Origin of the sequence: Acinetobacter sp. 251-1, from assembly GCF_030329305.1 — a bacterium.
Classification (GTDB): domain Bacteria; phylum Pseudomonadota; class Gammaproteobacteria; order Pseudomonadales; family Moraxellaceae; genus Acinetobacter; species Acinetobacter piscicola_A.
This window is the reverse complement of sequence record NZ_JACANS010000010.1, coordinates 48,479-68,436: the sequence shown is the minus strand read 5'-3', so window position 1 is coordinate 68,436 and position 19,958 is coordinate 48,479. Positions and strand designations below refer to the sequence as shown.

21 protein-coding genes are annotated in these 19,958 nt (G+C 37.3%); 8 read left to right on the top strand and 13 right to left on the bottom strand.

Annotated features, from left to right (window positions below):
- Positions 1–50 precede the first annotated feature (50 nt).
- The 3 genes from HX129_RS09875 to HX129_RS09865 form a co-directional block, all read right to left on the bottom strand.
- Positions 51–1,268, bottom strand: coding sequence for an IscS subfamily cysteine desulfurase (locus HX129_RS09875; RefSeq protein WP_130073278.1), 1,218 nt, complete (start codon positions 1,266–1,268; stop codon positions 51–53).
- Between the two features lies 1 nt (position 1,269).
- Entirely contained in the window at positions 1,270–1,743 is a 474-nt protein-coding gene (locus tag HX129_RS09870; RefSeq protein WP_130073279.1) for an Rrf2 family transcriptional regulator, read from the bottom strand.
- 142 nt (positions 1,744–1,885) lie between these two features.
- Positions 1,886–2,539 (bottom strand): hypothetical protein, encoded by a 654-nt coding sequence (locus HX129_RS09865; RefSeq protein ID WP_130073280.1) that lies wholly within the window; start codon positions 2,537–2,539, stop codon positions 1,886–1,888.
- A 258-nt stretch (positions 2,540–2,797) separates the two neighbouring features.
- On the opposite strand from HX129_RS09865, the gene HX129_RS09860 reads away from it, so the two are divergent.
- The 3 genes from HX129_RS09860 (at position 2,798) to HX129_RS09850 (ending at position 5,645) form a co-directional block, all read left to right on the top strand.
- Entirely contained in the window at positions 2,798–3,229 is a 432-nt protein-coding gene (locus HX129_RS09860) for a phasin family protein (RefSeq protein ID WP_227554810.1), read from the top strand.
- A 148-nt stretch (positions 3,230–3,377) separates the two neighbouring features.
- Positions 3,378–3,650: a non-specific DNA-binding protein Hbs gene (gene hbs / locus HX129_RS09855; protein WP_065993948.1), complete on the top strand. Its 273-nt coding sequence runs from the start codon at positions 3,378–3,380 to the stop codon at positions 3,648–3,650.
- A gap of 129 nt (positions 3,651–3,779) precedes the next feature.
- Positions 3,780–5,645, top strand: coding sequence for a SurA N-terminal domain-containing protein (locus tag HX129_RS09850; protein WP_180045961.1), 1,866 nt, complete (start codon positions 3,780–3,782; stop codon positions 5,643–5,645).
- Positions 5,646–5,796: 151 nt separating this feature from the next.
- Here the strand turns inward: HX129_RS09850 and HX129_RS17790 are convergent, their stop codons facing one another.
- Both HX129_RS17790 and ychF read right to left on the bottom strand, forming a co-directional pair.
- Positions 5,797–6,009: a hypothetical protein gene (locus tag HX129_RS17790; protein WP_130073283.1), complete on the bottom strand. Its 213-nt coding sequence runs from the start codon at positions 6,007–6,009 to the stop codon at positions 5,797–5,799.
- Between the two features lie 196 nt (positions 6,010–6,205).
- Entirely contained in the window at positions 6,206–7,297 is a 1,092-nt protein-coding gene (gene ychF / locus HX129_RS09840) for a redox-regulated ATPase YchF (protein ID WP_130073284.1), read from the bottom strand.
- A gap of 124 nt (positions 7,298–7,421) precedes the next feature.
- Between ychF and HX129_RS09835 the strand changes: the two genes are divergently transcribed.
- The gene (locus tag HX129_RS09835; RefSeq protein WP_130073285.1) at positions 7,422–7,796 is read left to right on the top strand and encodes a hypothetical protein; all 375 of its coding nucleotides are present in this window, start codon (positions 7,422–7,424) and stop codon (positions 7,794–7,796) included.
- A gap of 193 nt (positions 7,797–7,989) precedes the next feature.
- Here HX129_RS09835 and HX129_RS09830 read toward each other — a convergent pair whose 3' ends face one another.
- From HX129_RS09830 to HX129_RS09800, 7 genes are read right to left on the bottom strand one after another with little or no spacing between them, the layout of a single operon-like run.
- Complete coding sequence (locus tag HX129_RS09830; RefSeq protein ID WP_286434693.1) at positions 7,990–8,649, bottom strand: methionine ABC transporter permease; 660 nt, start codon at positions 8,647–8,649, stop codon at positions 7,990–7,992.
- Positions 8,630–9,700 carry a methionine ABC transporter ATP-binding protein gene (locus HX129_RS09825; RefSeq protein WP_286434692.1) on the bottom strand — a complete coding sequence of 357 codons (1,071 nt, stop codon included), beginning with the start codon at positions 9,698–9,700 and terminating at the stop codon, positions 8,630–8,632. Before HX129_RS09825 ends, HX129_RS09830 begins: the two co-directional genes overlap by 20 nt.
- An 11-nt stretch (positions 9,701–9,711) precedes the next feature.
- Positions 9,712–10,548, bottom strand: coding sequence for a MetQ/NlpA family ABC transporter substrate-binding protein (locus HX129_RS09820; protein WP_286434691.1), 837 nt, complete (start codon positions 10,546–10,548; stop codon positions 9,712–9,714).
- Positions 10,549–10,552: 4 nt separating this feature from the next.
- The gene (locus tag HX129_RS09815) at positions 10,553–11,419 is read right to left on the bottom strand and encodes a MetQ/NlpA family ABC transporter substrate-binding protein (protein ID WP_286434690.1); all 867 of its coding nucleotides are present in this window, start codon (positions 11,417–11,419) and stop codon (positions 10,553–10,555) included.
- Between the two features lie 56 nt (positions 11,420–11,475).
- The gene (locus HX129_RS09810; protein WP_286434689.1) at positions 11,476–12,924 is read right to left on the bottom strand and encodes an LLM class flavin-dependent oxidoreductase; all 1,449 of its coding nucleotides are present in this window, start codon (positions 12,922–12,924) and stop codon (positions 11,476–11,478) included.
- Positions 12,924–14,168, bottom strand: a complete 1,245-nt coding sequence (locus tag HX129_RS09805) for an SfnB family sulfur acquisition oxidoreductase (protein WP_286434688.1) — start codon at positions 14,166–14,168, stop codon at positions 12,924–12,926. Before HX129_RS09805 ends, HX129_RS09810 begins: the two co-directional genes overlap by 1 nt.
- A 25-nt stretch (positions 14,169–14,193) precedes the next feature.
- Positions 14,194–15,414 (bottom strand): SfnB family sulfur acquisition oxidoreductase, encoded by a 1,221-nt coding sequence (locus HX129_RS09800; RefSeq protein WP_286434687.1) that lies wholly within the window; start codon positions 15,412–15,414, stop codon positions 14,194–14,196.
- A gap of 377 nt (positions 15,415–15,791) precedes the next feature.
- Here HX129_RS09800 and HX129_RS09795 point away from each other — a divergent pair, with 377 nt between their 5' ends.
- From HX129_RS09795 to HX129_RS09785, 3 genes are all read left to right on the top strand, one after another.
- Positions 15,792–16,556: a glutathione S-transferase family protein gene (locus tag HX129_RS09795; protein WP_130073293.1), complete on the top strand. Its 765-nt coding sequence runs from the start codon at positions 15,792–15,794 to the stop codon at positions 16,554–16,556.
- A 379-nt stretch (positions 16,557–16,935) separates the two neighbouring features.
- Positions 16,936–17,406 (top strand): Lrp/AsnC family transcriptional regulator, encoded by a 471-nt coding sequence (locus HX129_RS09790; protein WP_065993943.1) that lies wholly within the window; start codon positions 16,936–16,938, stop codon positions 17,404–17,406.
- A 26-nt stretch (positions 17,407–17,432) separates the two neighbouring features.
- Entirely contained in the window at positions 17,433–17,744 is a 312-nt protein-coding gene (locus HX129_RS09785; RefSeq protein ID WP_130073294.1) for a hypothetical protein, read from the top strand.
- Here the strand turns inward: HX129_RS09785 and HX129_RS09780 are convergent.
- Positions 17,739–18,662 carry a LysR substrate-binding domain-containing protein gene (locus tag HX129_RS09780; protein ID WP_286434686.1) on the bottom strand — a complete coding sequence of 308 codons (924 nt, stop codon included), beginning with the start codon at positions 18,660–18,662 and terminating at the stop codon, positions 17,739–17,741. The genes HX129_RS09785 and HX129_RS09780 overlap by 6 nt on opposite strands.
- A gap of 80 nt (positions 18,663–18,742) precedes the next feature.
- Here HX129_RS09780 and trpB point away from each other — a divergent pair, with 80 nt between their 5' ends.
- Complete coding sequence (trpB, locus tag HX129_RS09775) at positions 18,743–19,957, top strand: tryptophan synthase subunit beta (protein WP_286434685.1); 1,215 nt, start codon at positions 18,743–18,745, stop codon at positions 19,955–19,957.
- Position 19,958: the final 1 nt, after the last annotated feature.

Below are 19,958 nucleotides of genomic sequence, written 5' to 3'. Positions count from 1 at the left end.
TGATTTTCAATCAGAACAGCTCAAAAAGATGCGATCAATAATATCTGGAATTAATGTTCAGCCCATTCAACTGAATTTAGGTCAATACCTTCTTTATACATGTCCCAAAGTGGTGAAAGAGCACGTAATTTTTCAACTGCAGCTTTGGTAATTTCAATGACATGGTCAATATCTTCTTCAGTGGTATAGTGACCGAAACTGAAACGAATTGAGCTATGTGCAAGTTCGTCTGAAAGACCTAAAGCACGAAGAACATAAGAAGGTTCTAAAGTTGCAGATGTACATGCTGAACCACTTGACACAGCAACATCTTTTAGTGCCATCATTAATGATTCACCTTCAACAAAGTTGAAGCTTACATTTAAATAGTTAGCAACATTAAATTCTGGGTGACCATTTAAGAATACTTGCTCTAAGTCTTGTAAACCATTCCAAAGTTTGTCACGCAGTACACGTAAACGTGCTTGTTCAGCGTGTAATGATTTACCTGCAAGTTCAAAAGCTTCGCCCATTCCCACGATTTGGTGAGTAGCTAATGTGCCTGAACGCATGCCACGTTCATGACCACCACCATGCATTTGTGCTTTGATACGAACACGTGGTTGGCGACGAACATAAAGTGCACCGATGCCTTTAGGGCCATATACTTTATGACCAGAGAAACTCATCAAATCAACTTTCATGGTTGAAAGGTCGATTTCAACTTTACCCGCAGCTTGTGCAGCATCGACGTGGAAATATGTTTTATTTGCACGGGTCAATTCGCCGATTGCAGCAACGTCAGTAACAGTACCAATTTCGTTGTTGACCATCATCAGTGAAACAAGAATCGTGTCAGGACGTAAAGCGGCTTGTACCATTTCAGGTGTGATTAAACCTGTACGTTCTTCAGGCTCTAGATAAGTAATCTCAAAGCCTTCTTCTTCAAGCTCACGACAAGTATCTAAAATCGCTTTATGCTCAATTTTAGAAGTAATGATGTGTTTGCCTTTCGATGCATAGAACTGCGCAATACCTTTAAGTGCAAGGTTGTCTGACTCAGTTGCACCTGATGTCCACACGATTTCACGTGGGTCAGCTTTGATCAAGTTTGCGACTTGTTCACGTGCATATTCAACTTTTTCTTCTGCTTGCCATCCATAAGCATGTGAACGAGATGCTGCATTACCAAAGATACCATCAAAGGTTAAGCATTCCATCATACGCTCAGCAACTTGAGGGTCGACAGGAGTAGTTGCTGCATAGTCAAGATAAATAGGACGTTTCATGTCAAATACCTGTAGCCGATAAAAGGGCTGAATCTAAACTTGGAGTGTTTTGGCGTAGAGCAACAGTTTGTACGTTGTCTCGTGAAACGAGATCGGCAAGTGTAATATTCGCTAAATAATCGGCGATATGATGGGAGAGTTCTTGCCATAAATCGTGTGTTAAACACATTGCACCATTTTGGCAGTTGCCTTTGTGGTCACAACGCGTCGCGTCAACGGTTTCATTTACGGCTTCAATGATTTCTAATACTGTAATTTCTTCAGCATTGCGCGCAAGAAGATAACCACCGTTGGCACCACGAACACTAGAAACTAAACCATGGCGTTTTAGTTTGGCAAATAATTGCTCAAGATAAGCGACAGAGATAGTTTGGCGAGCTGCAATTTCAGCAAGCGTGATCGTTTTTTCAGTTGGCTGCAAAGCTAGATCAAGTAGAGCAGTCACTGCGTAGCGACCGCGAGTAGTAAGGCGCATGATTCGATACACATGTTATTAGACTAGATATACCGATTTTATGAATCCTGACTAAAATAGTCAAGTATTTTTAAGTTTAATTCAGACTAATTTGGTAAGGTATTTTTACACGAACTTATAATTTATTGTTTCAATAGACTTATTAGGAAAATATCTGCCATAAATTATACACAATTAACGTAATAAAAAGAACCGAAATTACAGATAACAATATATTTACTGTTTTTTGTTTTTGTTCCATGCGGCGAATACGATTTTGATACTGCTTAACTTCAACTTGTAGTGTATTGATTTTAGAGCGTTGTTGATCAATTTTTTCTAAAAGTGGGGCAATACGTTTTCTAGAACCAACACCTGTTTCGTCATGCTTTGGATTTGTAAGCCATTGTTTCCAGTCAGCCAATAATTTAGGAATTGTAAAAGGCAGAATTAAATCACGAAATTGGTCTTTGAGTAGCTCATTGCCTTCAATGCGTAATTTTTTCATACTGCGGCGGTTGGCAAATACAAAAATTTGAATGAGGTCTAAGACGGTACTGCTTACAGTTAAATCTACAGGTTTTTCAGGTTCTTTTAGGTCAAATAAAATACCTTTGTCGGTAAATTGAATATAAAAGTCTATGTATGGGATGTAGCTATTTATTTTAATGGTGATTTGTTGTGCTACAAAATGTTTAGCATGCAAGCGAACCACGCGGTCGTGTTTTAATACAAATGAATAGAATGTTTCTAAAATAATCATCAATGTATTAAGCAACAAACGACTTTGGCCTTGATTTTGTTGCGATTCGCTCATAAAGAAATCCTATAATTGATACAGACAATCCGATCTCGTGTTATATCTATGGAGAACTGGTTCACATTTAAATTAAATAAATTACTTTGCTTTGTAGAACAGTTTTGCAAAAGGTTCAAGTAATTTATTTGTTATTATAACGATATTTCACATTTTAATGATGATATTGTATATCAAAGTATACAGGAGAAAAATAGAATGGATTTGGAGCAGCAGAGATCGAAAGGCGATCTAAATACATTGGTTGCAAAAGAAAAAATGTCGATAAAAGAAAAATCTTTACGTAAATCTCCACTTGATTTTAGAAAATATACTAAACAAATTTGGCTTGCAGGTTTAGGCGCTTTTTCACGTGCTGAAGAAGAAGGAAATAAACTCTTTGACTCCCTCGTCAAGGTGGGTGAGGAGTTAGAATCAAAAAGTGTTGAAGATCAAGATTCTGATCAATCTAGCAAAAATGTGGTTGAAAAAACCAAAGAAACAGTGACTGAAACCAAAGAAAAAGTTGAAAAAACTTTAGATCAGCACTTAAATCATTCATTAAATCGTATTGGTCTAGTGACTGTTAAAGATATGCAGCATTTAGAGACTTTGATCTTACAATTGCATAAGAAGGTCGATAGTTTGGTGGAAGAAAACCAAAAATTGTCAGATCAGATACAAAAAATGGTCAGTCAGAGAGTTGAATAAATTAATTTTGCATTTTTTGCAGATTATTTTGATGAAAAGCGTTGTTGTAGTCTTGCGTTTTCCCCCAAAGCATTGCTATAAAGTCTGCATGGCCTTTGAAACCACAACCTTAGATCTTAAACGAACGATATAAGAGGACTTAATCTTCATGAATAAATCAGAATTAATTGACGCGATTGCAGAAAAAGGGGGATTGTCTAAGACTGATGCTGGTAAAGCATTGGATGCGACTATTGCTTCAATTGGTGAAGCGTTAAAAGGCGGTGATACTGTAACTCTAGTTGGCTTTGGAACGTTTAGTGTAAAAGAGCGCGCAGCGCGTACTGGTCGTAACCCGAAAACTGGTGAAGAGCTTCAAATTAAAGCAAGTAAAGTACCAAGCTTCAAAGCTGGTAAAGGGCTTAAAGATTCAGTTGCTTAATCTTTGATGCTCCAAAACGCGCCGTAGGGCGCGTTTTTTTATGGAATAAACCAATTAATTGGGCTGAGCACATTCATTCAGATCTGAATATCAGTTAAACTCCCTAGCAAATAAAATATTGGAAGATTTATGGAATCGTTTCGTAAAGTCATAAGAGGTTGGCTCGGAAAAGTCCTACTCGTTTTATTTTTAACTCCATTAGCATTAGTTGGTATCGAAGGTTATTTTAGTGGGGGAAATAAAGCAGATGTGGCGAAGACTGTAAATGGTCAAGAAATATCTAAAAAAGATTTAGAAGCACAGACCAAAGGTTTAAAAGACCAATATTTGACAATGGTCAATGGGGATGAGTCTTTATTAAATAATTCTTTCATTCAAAATACAGCTTTAGATAGTTTAATTGCACGTACTTTGTTGGTTCAGCAAGCTGAAAAATTGGGCATCTCGTTAAGTGATGCGCAAATTGAACAGATGTTGGCACAACAACCGAGTTTTCAAGAAAATGGTCAATTTTCTAAAGCTTTGTATGAAAACTATCTACGTTCTGTAGGCACAACAAGTGCAGGCTTGATTGCAAATCTTCGTCAAGATCATGCATTAAGAATGTTGATGAGTACATTTACAGACAATGCCTTAGTCAGTAAATTAGACTTAGCACAAATTGCCAATTTACAGACTGAGCAACGCAACCTTTATTTGGCAAGCGTAAATCTTGATGAATATAAGCAAAATGTAAAAGTCTCAAATCAAGAAATTGCAGATTACTACAATAAACATCAAAATAAATTTAAACAGGTGGCATCTGTTGATGTGGATTATGTACTTTTAACGCCTGCAATGTTGCCACAAGCGAGCACAGAGGTTTCTGCAGTTGAGTTAGATAAAGCATATGCAGCATTTGTCGAGCAGCAAAAGAAAAATGCAAAACGTGATGTGAAGCATATTTTAATTACCACAGATAATCGTGATGCACAGCAAGCTGAAAAATTAGCCAATGATGTGTATGCAAAAATTAAAGGTGGAATGACATTTGCGCAAGCTGCTGCACAATATTCTGAAGATCCTTCATCTAAAACCAATGGTGGTACATTAGATTATATCGAAGGTGCTTTTGGCAGTAGCTTTGATAATGCGGTGAAATCTGCAAAAAATGCTGAAATTACGCGTCCTGTAAAAACGCAATATGGTTATCATCTGATTGAAGTACACTCTACTGTAGGTCAAATTCCATCATTTGAAGCGAAAAAAGCGGACTTAACAGCAGAAGTATTAAAGTCTAAATCTGCGAATTTATTTGCAGATACAGTGAATAGCCTAAATGAGCAAGTGGTGAGTAATGATGCTTTAGACATTATTCCAAGCGAAGTGAAAGCGGCAAAAATAGAATCTGCAAAAGCAGTGACGATTGCAACCACCAATGCGGTATTGGCCGATCCAAGTGTCAAAGCAAAAATATTTAGCGATGATGTGAAAAATGGTGATAAAAACGTATCAAGCAGTATTCAATTGAAAGATGGTAATACGGTTTGGGTGAAAGTACGTGAGTATCATGCAGCAGGTGTACAGCCTTTAGCACAAGCAACAGCACGTGTAAAAGCGAAATTGATCCAAGAGAAAGCAGCACAAGCTGCAAAAGCGAAAATTGCAGCAATGCTTGAGGATTTCAAAAAATTACCTGCACAGCAAGTTTTAGCAAAATATCCATTTCATTTTGAATCTGCGGGAACATTTACTCGTTCTCAGGGTTTAAAACGTGAAATTGAGCGTGCTGCCTTTAGTGTACCTGCACCGAAAGCAGGTATGTGGTCTGTAACGACGACATCATTGTCTAATGAAATGGTGGTGGTTGCAGTGGCTGAAGTGAAAAAAGCATCTATAGATAGTTTAGATCCTACAGAAGCGAAAGAGTTAACACAGCTTTATCAAAGAATGCGTGGTCAGCAATTATTGGATGACTATACGCAATATTTAAAATCGAAAGCAAAAATTAAGTAATTTTATACTTTAATTTAAACAAAAAAACCTCAGTTTCAACTGGGGTTTTTTATTTGATTTATGATAATAAGTCATGCTTTTCAGCAATGAAACATAGCTTAGGTATTAAGTTGGTGTATGTGTATTTTTTGTTTGCGGATGTAGCGTATTTTCATACTTTATGAACAGGCGGTTGTGCTGTTGTTTTATGAGTGATTTGTTGTTTGGTTGAATGCTGATTATTTTGAATGAGAACGCATTTTCCTCCTTTATGTTTAGGTCCTGTGCCACCTGAGAGTGTTGTTCCTTTGGGGCAGGCAAATGCGGTAGCACTTAATAAAGTAGCAAGAATGCCGACTGAACAAAGTTGTGTGAGTTTTTTCATTATTAGACCTGCATGAAATAAGGTGAAAGTACCTTAAAGCAAATATAAGATAAATGAATGTAGGGTGTTAGCTATATATTGTTGTTTAATTATATTGAAAATTTTATATATTACAGTTGCTTAAGTTTGTTTTAAGGATTTAAAAATTAAAGCATCCATGAAGGATGCTTTAAAGACAAAATGAGTGCTTGGGAAATTAAACGTTGAAGCGGAAGTGTAATACATCACCGTCTTGAACGATATATGTTTTACCTTCTAAACGCCATTTACCTGCTTCTTTCGCGCCGTTTTCGCCATTGAATTGAACGAAGTCATCATAAGCGACACATTCAGCACGGATGAAGCCTTTTTCAAAGTCAGTGTGAATTACACCAGCAGCTTGAGGGGCAGTTGCACCAATTTTCACTGTCCAAGCACGGACTTCTTGTACACCTGCTGTGAAGTAGGTTTGTAAGCCAAGAAGACCATAACCTGCACGAATCACGACATTTAATCCAGGCTCTTCCATACCTAAAGCTTCAAGGAACTCAGCACGATCTTCATCTTCAAGAAGTGAAATTTCAGCTTCGATTTGGTTACAAAGTGGAACCACAATTGCATTTTCTTCAGCTGCTAATTTTTTAACAGCGTCTAAATGTGGATTATTTTCAAAACCATCTTCTGCAACGTTAGCGATGTACATGGTCGGTTTTAAAGTCATTAAACCAAAACCACGCACAAGTTTACGCTCATCGTCATCTAAGTCAGCTGCACGCGCAGGTTTACCTTCTTCTAGTAAAGGCAGGATTTTGTCTAAAACAGCTTTAGTCGCGATTGCTTCTTTATCGCCACCTTTTGCAGATTTTGCTAAACGTGTGATTGCTTTGGTAATTGTGTCTAAGTCAGCAAGTGCAAGCTCTGTGTTAATGGTTGCAATATCATCCAAAGGATCAATTTTACCATTCACATGAATCACATTTTCATCTTCAAAACAACGAACGACGTGTGCAATAGCATCTGTTTCACGGATGTTGGCAAGGAATTGGTTACCTAAGCCTTCACCTTTAGATGCGCCTGCAACTAAACCTGCAATATCAACGAATTCCATTGTTGTAGGAATGACACGTTGTGGTTTTACAATCGCTGTTAATTTGTCTAAACGTGGATCTGGTACAGGTACGATGCCTGTGTTCGGTTCAATGGTACAGAATGGGAAGTTTTCCGCAGCAATAGCAGCTTTAGTCAATGCATTGAAAAGTGTAGATTTACCAACGTTCGGCAAGCCGACAATACCGCAATTAAAACCCATGAAATGACTCACAAAGTGTTATCTAAAAATTGTGGATGATTTTACATGAAAGCCATGACAAAGTCAGGTCTAAGACTTAAGATTTAAAGCATTCAAAAAATGACACAGGGCTGCGTATATAAAAATGGCGACTTTCAATTTGCAGGAATACATCGAACAAATAAAATTGGAGTTTCGCAAAGTAGAGCGTTCTTCACGTTTGCAGTGGCTTTTTGAGCATTACCCAATCAGTGCCAAAGATTATTATATTGCCTATTTTTTAATTGCTAGTGATACATGGAAGAAATTCGAACGTAAGGCGATTTTGGAATATTATTTACAAACACTTCCGCATGCATCTGATCAATATTATTTGAAGCTTTTAAAAGTGATTCCGTTGGCTGAATTTATTGAGGTTGTTGATCAAATCAAAACACATTTAGATGATTCGAAATTGGATTTGCTGAACTATTATTTAGAGCCGATCATCAAAAACTCAACGGGAAATATTGATGAATGATCACGTTTATCTTTTATGTTAACTGACAAACTCGATCTAATAAATCCGTTGCATATAAATCATTTTCTGTATAAGGAGGAGAAACCTATTTGAATAGGGTAATCGTCATTTATATTCAAAGATTGCGTTATTTTTTAATCAAAATAGTTGCTCATCTAATGTATCTTTAAACAAATAGATGAGCAATCTAAAATCAAACCTTCCTTTTATCCAACTGACCCGCCAAATGATCTCCAAACGCTTGAACCAACATGACCAACGCCACTAATACGACAATCACTGCAACCATGATTTGTATGTCAAAACGTTGGTAGCCATAACGATAGGCAATATCACCCAAACCACCTGCACCAATTGCACCTGCAATCGCTGAGGAGTTAATCATGGTGACGATGGTTACGGTAAAACCTGCCACAATGCCAGGTAAGGCTTCAGGAAGTAATACATGCCAAATGATTTGTTTGCGGTTACATCCCATTGCTTGTGCTGCTTCAATTAAGCCGTGGTCAACTTCACGCAAACTCACTTCTGCAATACGTGCAAAGAAAGGTGTTGCTGCTAAAGTCAGTGGAACAACCGCCGCCCAAACCCCATAACTTGTACCGACAATCCAACGGGTCAAAGGGATTAAAGCCACCATTAAGATTAAGAATGGCACTGAACGAGTAATATTAATCACAGTTCCTAAAGCATGATTAATTTTTTTTGATGGATAAATGCCTTGTTCAGAGGTATTGACCAAAATCACAGCTAAAGGCAAGCCGATTAAAAAGGCAACCAATGCAGAAACACCGACCATAATTAAGGTATCAATCGTACCTGTGAGTAATAAATCAATGAGCTGGTCGTGCATAGCCTAGTTCCTCTATTTGTGCGATGTCATGTTTTAATTTTTCTTGTAAAAATTCAAGATCGAGATCGGTTTGAGCAATACCTACGATGAGCGTGCCAATCAAATGTCCTTGTATGCTGTCAATATGGCTTTGATACAAATGTACTGAACTTTCAAAAACTTGAAACAATTTGGTTAAATCGGGTGAATGCTTTGGATCGGTTTCATAACGTAGTTTTAAAATGCGATGTGTTGAATCTTCTTGTAAGTCACGACTCACTTGGAAGGGTAAATCCAATTGTTCAAGATTGAGCAGTTCTTGTGTGATTTTTTGCTGTGGTTTTGAAAATACTGACCAGACCTGACCTGATTCCACAATTTCACCATGTTCAATCACCACAACTTGGTCACAGATTTCACGAATCACCTGCATTTCATGGGTAATTAAAACGATGGTAATACCGAGTTCACGATTGATTTTTTTCAATAAAGCTAAAACCACCGAAGTACTTTCAGGATCAAGTGCGGAGGTGGCTTCATCACAAAGTAAAATTTCAGGGTGATGTACCAGTGCCCGTGCAATACCAACACGTTGCTTTTGACCACCAGATAATTGAGCAGGGTAGTTATGTGCCTTATTTTCTAAGCCAACCAATTTTAAAACTTCATTGACACGTGTTTCTATTTCAACTTTATTTACACCCGAAATTTTCAAAGGCAGTGCAACATTTTCCCACACTGTTTTAGCTGACATTAGATTGAAATGCTGGAAAATCATGCCAATTTTTTGTCGCGTTTGAATGAGTTCAGCATGATTCAGTTCAGATAAATTCTGTTGGTGAATATGAATACTGCCTTCAGAAATACGTTCTAAACCATTTAATGTGCGAATGAGTGAGGATTTTCCTGCACCACTTTTACCGATAATGCCGAAAATTTTTCCTTGGGGAATATCGAGATTAATATTTTTTAGCGCATGGATCTGTTGATCTTGTCCGTCATAAAATTTATTTAAATCACGGATTTTGATATGTGGAACTGAAAAATCCACCTTTGAACCGAAACTCACCATTTTAATTCTCCTTATTTCCAGCCTGCAAACCACATATCTTTTCCGAAATCTTTATCTAAGATTTCACGGACTTTTTGTGAGTTTTGGAAAGCATGAATAAATTTTTCTAACTTTTGATTTTGGTCTTGATAATCGGTACGCGTTACAAAAAGAATGGCGTATTTTTTATCAATAGGGTCTAAAAATAATGCGCTATGTGGATCAGCTTTTTTTGCCATATTTAAATAGTGAGGAAAGCCGAAAATTAAATCTGCATCGTCATAAGCCAAAGCGGTTTGAGGACCTTCAACTTCTAAAAATTTCAATTGTTTAGGATTGGATACAATATCTTGTAGGGTTGAAAGTTCGTTATTTACATCTTTGATTTTTATAAGTCCAGCTCGATCTAGCAAAATCAGTGCTCGTGCAGAATTTACAGGGTCACTTGGAATCACCACACGTGCATTTTGTGGCAATGCATCTAAAGATTTATATTGTTTTGAATATAAACCGACATGACTACCACTTCCGACCCCAAAAGCATGTAAGTCATAATTGGTTTGTTTAATGGCATTTTTTAAAAATACACTTTGTTGGAAAAAATTAGCGTCAATATCTCGGTTTTGAACCGCGATATTGGGCGCTTGCCAATCTGAAAACTCTACCAATTTGACATGAATACCATCTTTTTCAACTTCATTAGCAACGGTTTGTAAAAGCTCTGCATAAGGCGGGCTAATACCAATGGTAAGTACGTTATCTTGCTGCGTCTTTTGGGTATAGCGATAGGCAGCTAAACCCAATATAACAACTATGACAGCAACGCCAATCAGGATTTTCTTTAAATTTGCTTTAGATGTTTGCGACATGATCTTATTTCCAACCTGCAAACCAAAGTTTTTCACCAACATCATCATTCAAAGCTTGTTTAACTTTGTCTGAAGTTTGGTAAATCTTGATAAATTCTTTGAGCTGTTCAGCTTTTTCAGGATGGGTTTGTTCATAATCATCTTTTACGACAAACAAGATGGCATAACGGGTATTGGTATTGTCATCTAAAAGGAGAGCTTTATTTGGATCAATGGTTTTAGCAAGACGTAAATAAAGTGGATAACTAAATACTAGGTCTGCATCATCTACGGCACGGGCAGTTTGTGGACCTTCAACTTCGATAAAATTGAAATGTTTAGGGTTCGCTGTAATGTCTTGTAAGTTCGACAAATGATTTTCAGGATCTTTGAGTGTAATCAGCTTTGCTTGTTGTAAAAGTAACAATGCTCGACCTTGGTTCACTGGGTCATTTGGAATAACCACACGTGCATTCTCAGGTACAGCGTCTAAAGAATTGTACTTTTTAGAATATAAACCGACATGGGTTGCAACACCTGTTGCAATCGGTTTGAGTTTAAAACCTGTTTCTTTCAGCGCATTGCTTAAAAAGGGTTGGTGTTGGAAATAATTGGCATCAATATCGCCATGATTCAGCGTAATATTGGGTGTATTCCAATCTGAAAATTCAACCAGTTTGACATTAATCCCTTTTTGTTTTGCTTCATCTACAGCAACTTGTAAAGGCACAGCAAAAGGCGGGCTAATACCAATAGTGATTTCTTCTGAGCCTGCTTTTTTATGATGCTTCCAATAGAAAAGCCCTGCAATCACTGCGATGATGATAATGCCGAGAATAATAAATTTATTCTTGGATGCATTATTGTGTATAGAAGAATTTGTTTGAGTCATAAAGTTCCCCGAAATGTGTTAAATCTATAAATTAAAAATCGAATGAAAAAAATAAATTAAGCACTTTGCTTATGTACATTTACCGAATTTGGCTCGGTGTTTTGTTTATCGGTTGAGCTTTGACATCGAAAGTGTGAGGCAGGGTGTTGTGCTGTTAAATGATCGCCGTGATTGAAAATTTTGCTTCTTAATGTTCCGCTGGCGTATTCAGTTTTGAATCTGCCACGCTGTTGAAGTTCAGGAATCACCAATCGAATAAAATCATGGTGAGATTCAGGTGCGACAGTTCGTGTTAGGTTAAAGCCATCAATCCCAGTTTCATCAATCAGTTGGATTAGGCGTTTTGCTACAGTTTCACCACTGCCAACGATCAAAGGATAACGACCACCAAGTTTATGCTGTGCTTTTAGATCATTGGGCGTGATCTTATTTTCCTTAAACTTGTTATTTACTGACGCAATGCTATTGGTTTGTTGATAGGGAATGGCTTCATCATCTGCATATTTGGAAAGATCAATACCCACAGAACTTGAAAAATGAGCCAAACCTGCTTCAGGACTTGCATAGCTTGCATATTCTGCTAATTTTTCTTGCGCCAATTGATCAGTTTCTGCCGTAACCACGGTGATACCAACAAAGATTTTAATATCTTCAGGATTTCGCCCTTGTTGTACTGCCAATTCACGGATTTTATCGACTTGTTGTTTAATCTTTTCAGGCTGATCACCGCCAATAAATACACATTCCGCATGACGGGTTGAAAATGCCAAGCCACGTGGTGAAGCACCTGCTTGGAATAAAACAGGCGTGCGTTGTGGAGATGGTGAAACTTGGAATACGCCTTCACTTTGGTAAAACTTACCATAATGTTGAATTTGATGAACTTTACTAGGGTCAGTGAAAATACGATTGGTTTTATCCTTTAAGACAGCATCATTTTCCCAAGAACCTTCCCAAAACTTATAGCAAAGCTCTAAAAATTCCTCAGCCTGTTCATAACGTAGATCATGGTCTTTTAAACCTTTTTGACCAATTAATCGTTCGGCGCTGTCTAAATAACCTGTGACAATGTTCCAACCAATACGACCTTGTGTAAGATGATCTAAGCTCGCAAAGCGCCGTGCAAATTGATAAGGCGATTCATAACTTAAATTCACCGTAACACCAAAACCAAGATTTTGAGTGATGCTTGCCATTGCCGAAATCAGGGTGGAAGGATCATGACTTGGTAATTGAATCGATTCTTTTAAAGTTAAATCAATGCCATGCTGATAGACATCATAAACTCCTGTAATATCGGCAATAAACAAGCCATCAAATAAACCATCTTCTAAAGTTTTAGCAAGATCAGTCCAATAATTCAGTTCATTAAAACGATGTGATTCATCTCGTGGATGTGTCCATAGTCCATGATTGATATGACCTACACAGTTCATATCAAATGCATTGAGTAGGATCTGTTTTTTCGAGTTATGATTTTCGGGAGTCTGATTTAATTGCGTCATTACAATGTCCCTCTACGTGGTGGAAGGATATTGTTCAAAATATAGTTACCAATAAAATAATATTTCCAACGTGATGCATCATGTAGGGTATGCACACGGGCATTACGCCAATGACGATCTAAACCATCGGTACGTTGGCTACCGCGGCTACCTGCAAGTTCAATCAATTTTGACGATGCTTTGAGCGCTGTTTCAGTGCTGTGCGCACGTACTTTTGCAACATCAATGGATGCTTTAGCTATATTTTCTTCAGTAGGGTTTGGTTTCGCCACATCTATTGATTGTGCCGCTTGTTTTAATAGAACTTCACTGGCACGTACATCCGCAGCAATGCGACCAATTTCATAAATGGTCAGTGGGTCTTGGTCAGCACGTTCAACATTGGAATCGATCCAAGCGCGCGCTTTTTTGACGCGTTCGATGGTTTCTTCAAATGCAGCTCGGGCAATGCCTGTTTCAATGGCTGCATGCATGATTTGCGCAAATGGACCGACTAGGGTTGGAGTCGTAAAGGCAGTATCAAAACGAACCACATCTTCGGCTTCGACAAAGACTTGGTTGAATTTAACCGTGCCACTACCTGTAGTTTTTTGCCCGAAACCCGTCCAATCATTGATGCGTTGTACGCCTTGAGCATCCGATGAAATAAAGGCTAAAAACTCACGCTCTTGATCATCACGCACCAATGTCGGGATACGATGGGCAAATAAGCTCCCTGTGCAATAAAATTTTTCACCATTTATAAGGTATCCATGCTGATTTTTACTTTGAGTTTGCGTGATTTGGGTATGCTTTTGGGCTGCCGTTTTTGTTTTAAATTCTGCTAAAGCATTACCATAACGTGCACCTGCAAGAACTTCTGTATAAAATTTCTGCTTTTGTTGTTCTGTACCATTATTGCGCAATACTTCTAAAGCATAAAAATGGTTTTGCGGAATTTGCCCGATAGAACCATCAACACCGCTGAACAATGCAATGATTTTTGCAACCGTAAGACTTGAGACCTCAGCACCGCCATATTGTTTTGGCACAGTAATCGCCCATAAACCAGACTGGCTAAAGGCTTCAATTTCATCAAAAGGTAAAATACGATTAGCATCACGGAGTACCGCATTTTGTTTAAATTGTTGGCTGAGTTGTTGCGCAATTTCCAACGCTTCTGCATCCGTTTTGATGATGTGTGCTTTGCCAAAAGGTCGATTTTGAGCTTCTAAAGTTTTGTTAATATTTTGAAATGTGGTCATTTGATTCTCCCTGATTCTTTAACCGTTAAATCCATGCATGACGTTGGTTTTGGATGCCATTTAAGTAGTAGTTACCAATGGCATAAAATTTCCAACGCACAGGGTCATGTAAGGTATGAACACGGGCATTACGCCAATGTTGATCGAGATTATGTGTTTCTAAACTTGAGCGACTGCCACCGAGTTCGATCAATTTTTCTGAAATGATCAGTGCCGCATCATTGGCATAGACTTTAGCTTCTGCCACGATGATTGAGGCTTTACTGGCTTGTTCTACACTAATACCTGTTTCAGTACTTTGTGACAGGAAATCCAGTTCATCAAGATAGTCAGCGGCTTCATCGAGTAGTAAAATGGCAGCATCCAATAACACATTTAACTTGCCAACTTCTTGTAAGGTATAGGCTTCAAAACTGGCTTTTTCGACATTAGCATCAACAATTGGGCGTGCTTTATGAATGGTAGAAATAGTTTCAGCAAATGCGGCTTCTGCGATCCCGACATCAATTGCGACTTGGATGAGCTGTGAATAGGCCCCACGGTATTTTGTTGCATCTGCTAATACGTGTTCATTCATGATCAGTTCAGGATTGACCACGACATTTTTAAGGCGAACTGTGCCACTCGCTGTAGTACGCTGACCAAAACCATCCCAGTCATCGACAACTTCAACTCCTTGAGATTTGGCATCAATAATAATTAATACAATATGCCCTTCAGGATGGAGGGCGCGAATGGCTAAATAATCAGCAAAATATGAACCCGTGGAATAGAACTTTTCACCATTTAAAAGGTACTGACCATTTTCAAAACTTAAACGCGTTTCGATGGTTTTTGTGTCTTTGCTATAACGTTCAGGCCCACCGTTAGCAATGCGTTTACCTTTTAAAATTTCGCTGTATATAAACTGTTTTTGCGTTTCACTTGCAATACTTTCAATGGCATTGAGTAAACCAAATTGATTCTGAGGAATCTGTCCAACATTTGCATCAGCTTTGCTTAAAATACGAAAAACATGCGCCAAAGTTTTATTAGAAACTTCAGCACCGCCATATTTTTTTGCAATGCGAATTCCACCTAGCCCTTTTTGACTAAATTGCTCAATAACATCAACGGGCAAAATACGTTGTTGATCACGAATATTTCTTTCAACCAATGCAAAATCAGCCACTTGAAAAGCAGAGTTAATCGCTTGTTGATCATTTTCAATGTGATGTGCGAGTTGTGCTGAATTAATATGAGTCATATCGATACCTTTCAATAGATATCAAAACGCTAAGCACAAAAGCATGAAAAATTAAACGAACTATTATGCTATTCTTATATGAATAAAGTTTTAAAATTAAAATTGCATAAAAAATATTTTTTAATTATAAGTTAAGTATTTGTTTAGTATGATGAAAATTAATTTCAAGCGATTAAAGTGGGTCGCGTTGAGAAACTCATATTCAATTTAAGAATAAAGATTGATTAAACTCATATAAATTGATGATGACAATTTGAATAATTGCCCATTTTTTTGAACAAAAAGTACATTGTAATTTTTTAAGTGAAAAGTTAAAGTAGATGTAATCGCTTGGTATTATTCTAAAGCTTTGATTAAAAAAATAATTTGGAGATTATATGCGCACCCTTTACCAATTTCCTTTGTCGCATTACTGTGAAAAAGCACGTTGGTTACTTGATCATAAAGAAATCGATTTTGTAGCACAAAATATGATGCCTGGGGTGCATCGAGCATTTGCTCAATTGAAAACAGGGCAAAATAAACTACCGATTTTAAAAGATGGTGAGCGCTGGATTGCCGACTCTACCCAAATTGCATTGTATTTAGATGATCAGTATCCAGAACATACTTTGCTTCGTTTAGATACGCAACTTCGTCAACACGCATTAGAAATCAATGCGATTGCCAATGAATTGGGATTACATGTACGCCGTTGGGGTTTAGCACAGGCTTTATCGACCAGTGATGAACCTTTAGAGATTATGTTGGGTGAAAAAGGTTATTTACGCCAATTCGAAAAATTTTCCAAACCTATTTTAAAAACGTTGGTTTCAAAAAGCTATCAATTGGATGTGGAAAAAGTTGCTGAATCTAAACGTAAAATCGATGAAATTACGCAACAACTTAATAGTAAACTTGTTGAAAATCAATGTCGCTATTTGGTGGGCGACCGCTTAGGTTTGGCAGACATTGCCGTCTGTTCTATGCTTGCACCCTTGTTATTTTTAAATGGAACACCGTGGGAAGTTGAGTCTGAGCAAAGTGTATCGGAAGAGGTTAAAAATTATAAAAATGAGTTGCTGAATTTACCAATAGGGCAATATGTACAGCGTATTTATATGACTGAGCGGAACGCACGAGTCGATTGGCGCGGGATCTAATCGTTACATCATGTCAGTCAGTGAACAATATGAGGGTGAATTGCGTAGAATCGAGTTATGCGTTTTTGCTTACAGGACTAGATTATTTGAAAAATGATCATTTTATTTTGAGTATGATGTGATTGAATTAAGATGATTTTGATCTACCACAAATATTCATGATTGATTTTTTCATATACATATTGTGTTCTATAACGATGGTATTTGAGATATAAATATTAAAATTTGGAAAAAATTATCTTAAAAAGAACATAATAAGAAAAAAATTCTCAGAAACATTGCGATATACTGAAGATCAGAATGAATTTTAAATCAATCCAAAAAGACGATTAGATTCAAAAATACAGATGATTAAATACGGGCTAAGCTGGAGTCAATAATGGAACTAGATCGTTACGATAAGCAAATTTTAGAAATTTTGACGCATGAAGATATTAATCTAAATGAGCTATCTGAGCGGATCAATTTATCGGTCAGTTCTGTACATCGTCGTATTAAGCATTTAATCGAAACAGATATTATGACCAATTTAAAACGTGATATTAATTACGAGAAATTAGGTTTTAAATTACATGTGATTTTACAAGTTTCACTCAGTAAACATGACACCGATACTTTTGCAAAATTTTTAGAAGAATTAGAAAATATTCCCGAAGTCATTAATGCATTTTTAGTAACAGGTCAGTCGGCGGACTTTTTAGTCGAAGTCGTTGCAAAAGATATGGAAAACTATAGTGAAATTTTACTGAAAAGGATTGGTAAAATTGAGTTTGTCGTGGCACTGCACTCGAGTTTTGTGATTAAAGAATATAATGTTTTTAACTGTAGCGGCTTATTAAGTCGTGTTTAACACCTTAACATGATAAGAAAAATAAGATGAAAATGACGTTGAGATTTTTTGGGGTTGCAAGCCTGATTTTGCTGATTTGGTTTGCGGTTGATTTTATGACTGTATATGAAATCATTCCTCATTTTTCAGGTATTTTTAATCTCATTTTTAACGTCATTTTCTTTGTGGTGATGTATTTAATATGGCTATGTGCGACATTAGACTTGTTTCAAAAATACGATAAAATTGAGCGTATTTTTTATAGAATATTACTCGCATTATGTTTATGGATTTGCTCAACTGTTGTGGGCGGTATTTTAGTTGTATGGTTGCATGTAAAAATGGGATGGCAACTATAATGAAGCAGAACATGCGCTTGAATTTTGCGTGATTAGCCAATGTTGTAGCGATTGAATATGCTCATTTTTTATTGATTTTTTTAGGTAGCATAAAGAAAATAATAAACCACATTCGACAAAGCCAAATGGAGCAATCAACCGTCCGCTTAAAAGTTCTTTTTCCACTAAACTCTGCGGTGCGATGGCAATGCCAAGATCGGATGCCGCCGCTTCAATCATCAAATTGAGATGTTCAAAATAGCGTTGTTGTTTGGCTTGCGAAATATCGAGTTTATGTTGTGTCGCCCACAGTTGCCAAGCCTGTTGGTTGGATTGGGTGTGTAATAGCGTATGCTGAAAAATATCGGAAATGTGATGTAATTTTCGTGCACGTTGTGGTGTACACACAGGTCCGATCTGGTCTTGAAATAAAGTAATATTTTGAATATGTTCTGGGAGTTTATCCAGTTGGCTATGGCTAAGAATTAACGCATCAATTTGATTTTTTTCGAATAATTTTAGATCATTACTACTCATCAGTTTGATGCAAATTTCAGGATATTGCGCTTCAAAATTTTCTAATTTAGGAATTAGCCAATGTGCCATAAAGCTTGTGGGCGTAGCTAAAACTAACTCATGTTGTGTGGGTTGTTGACGGATTTGTTCAAGGCACTGATCTAATCCGCTAAAAAGTTGTACACAGCTACTAAATAATGCCTGCCCATCTACAGTTAAGGTTGCACCATGTGCATGACGAATCAGTAATTTTTTTCCAACCCAAGCCTCAAGTTGTTTGATTTGATGACTCACTGCGCTATGTGTGACACATAATTCATCTGCTGCCATGCTAAAACTACTATGACGTGCTACAGCTTCAAACATGCGTAGTGCGTTGAGTGGTGGAAGTTGATATTTAGGCATGATGTTAGTTTTTTTCACATAATGATCTGAGTTTATATCAATTTTAATATTCTACAAAATCCATAAAATAACCATCATAAAGTAATAGGATCGTGGTAATGACAGATTTATATACAGGCGATGGACCAGATGAACTTGGGCGTTTTGGGCAGTTTGGTGGTAAATATATGCCTGAAAGCTTGATGTTAGCAATTAATCAACTTGAAACTGCATTTAATGAAATCAAACATGAGCCTCAATTTTGGGCTGAATATCAGCAATTATTAAATGATTTTGTCGGGCGTCCAAGTCCATTATTTTATGCAAAAAATCTAACAGCTTTGTGTGGTGGTGCAAAAATTTATTTAAAGCGTGAAGATTTAAATCATACAGGTGCACATAAAATCAATAATTGTATTGGACAGATTTTATTGGCACGCAAAATGGGGAAAAGCCGCATCATTGCTGAAACAGGTGCAGGGCAGCATGGCGTAGCAACGGCGACAGTATGTGCCTTATTTAACATGAAATGTGTCATTTTTATGGGGGAGACAGATGTACAGCGTCAACAGATGAATGTTGAGCGGATGAAATTGTTAGGTGCAGAAGTCCACAGTGTGAAAAAAGGCAATGCAACCTTAAAAGATGCCATGAATGAAGCCTTACAGGATTGGATTCGTCATGTAGACAGTACGTATTATCTGCTCGGGACAGGCGCGGGGCCACATCCCTATCCGATGATGGTACGTGAATTTCAAAAAATTATTGGAAAAGAAGCCCGTGAGCAAATTTTACTAAAAGAACAAAAACTTCCGGATGCTTTAGTGGCATGTATTGGTGGGGGTTCAAATGCAATTGGTTTAATGCATGCCTTTTTAAAAGATAAACAGGTGCAATGTTTTGGTGTTGAAGCTGGCGGTAAAGGTTTAGATACTGCTTATCATGCAGCTTCATTGTCAGGGGGCAAACCCGGTGTTTTACATGGAAATTTGACCTATTTATTACAAGATGAGGATGGTCAAATTATTGAGGCACACTCTATTTCAGCTGGTTTAGATTATCCAGGTGTAGGTCCTGAACATGCTTTATTAAAGGAAACAGGACGAGTTAATTATGTTAGTGCAACCGATGACGAAGCCATTGCTGCCTTTAAATTACTCACGCAAAAAGAAGGTATTATTCCTGCATTAGAAAGTTCACATGCCATTGCTTTTGCATGTAAATTGGCGAAAAGCATGCATTCCGAACAGGTCATTATTGTCAATTTGAGTGGTCGTGGTGATAAAGACATGCATAGCGTGAAAAATTACGACAATAACAATAAGGAAGTATAAG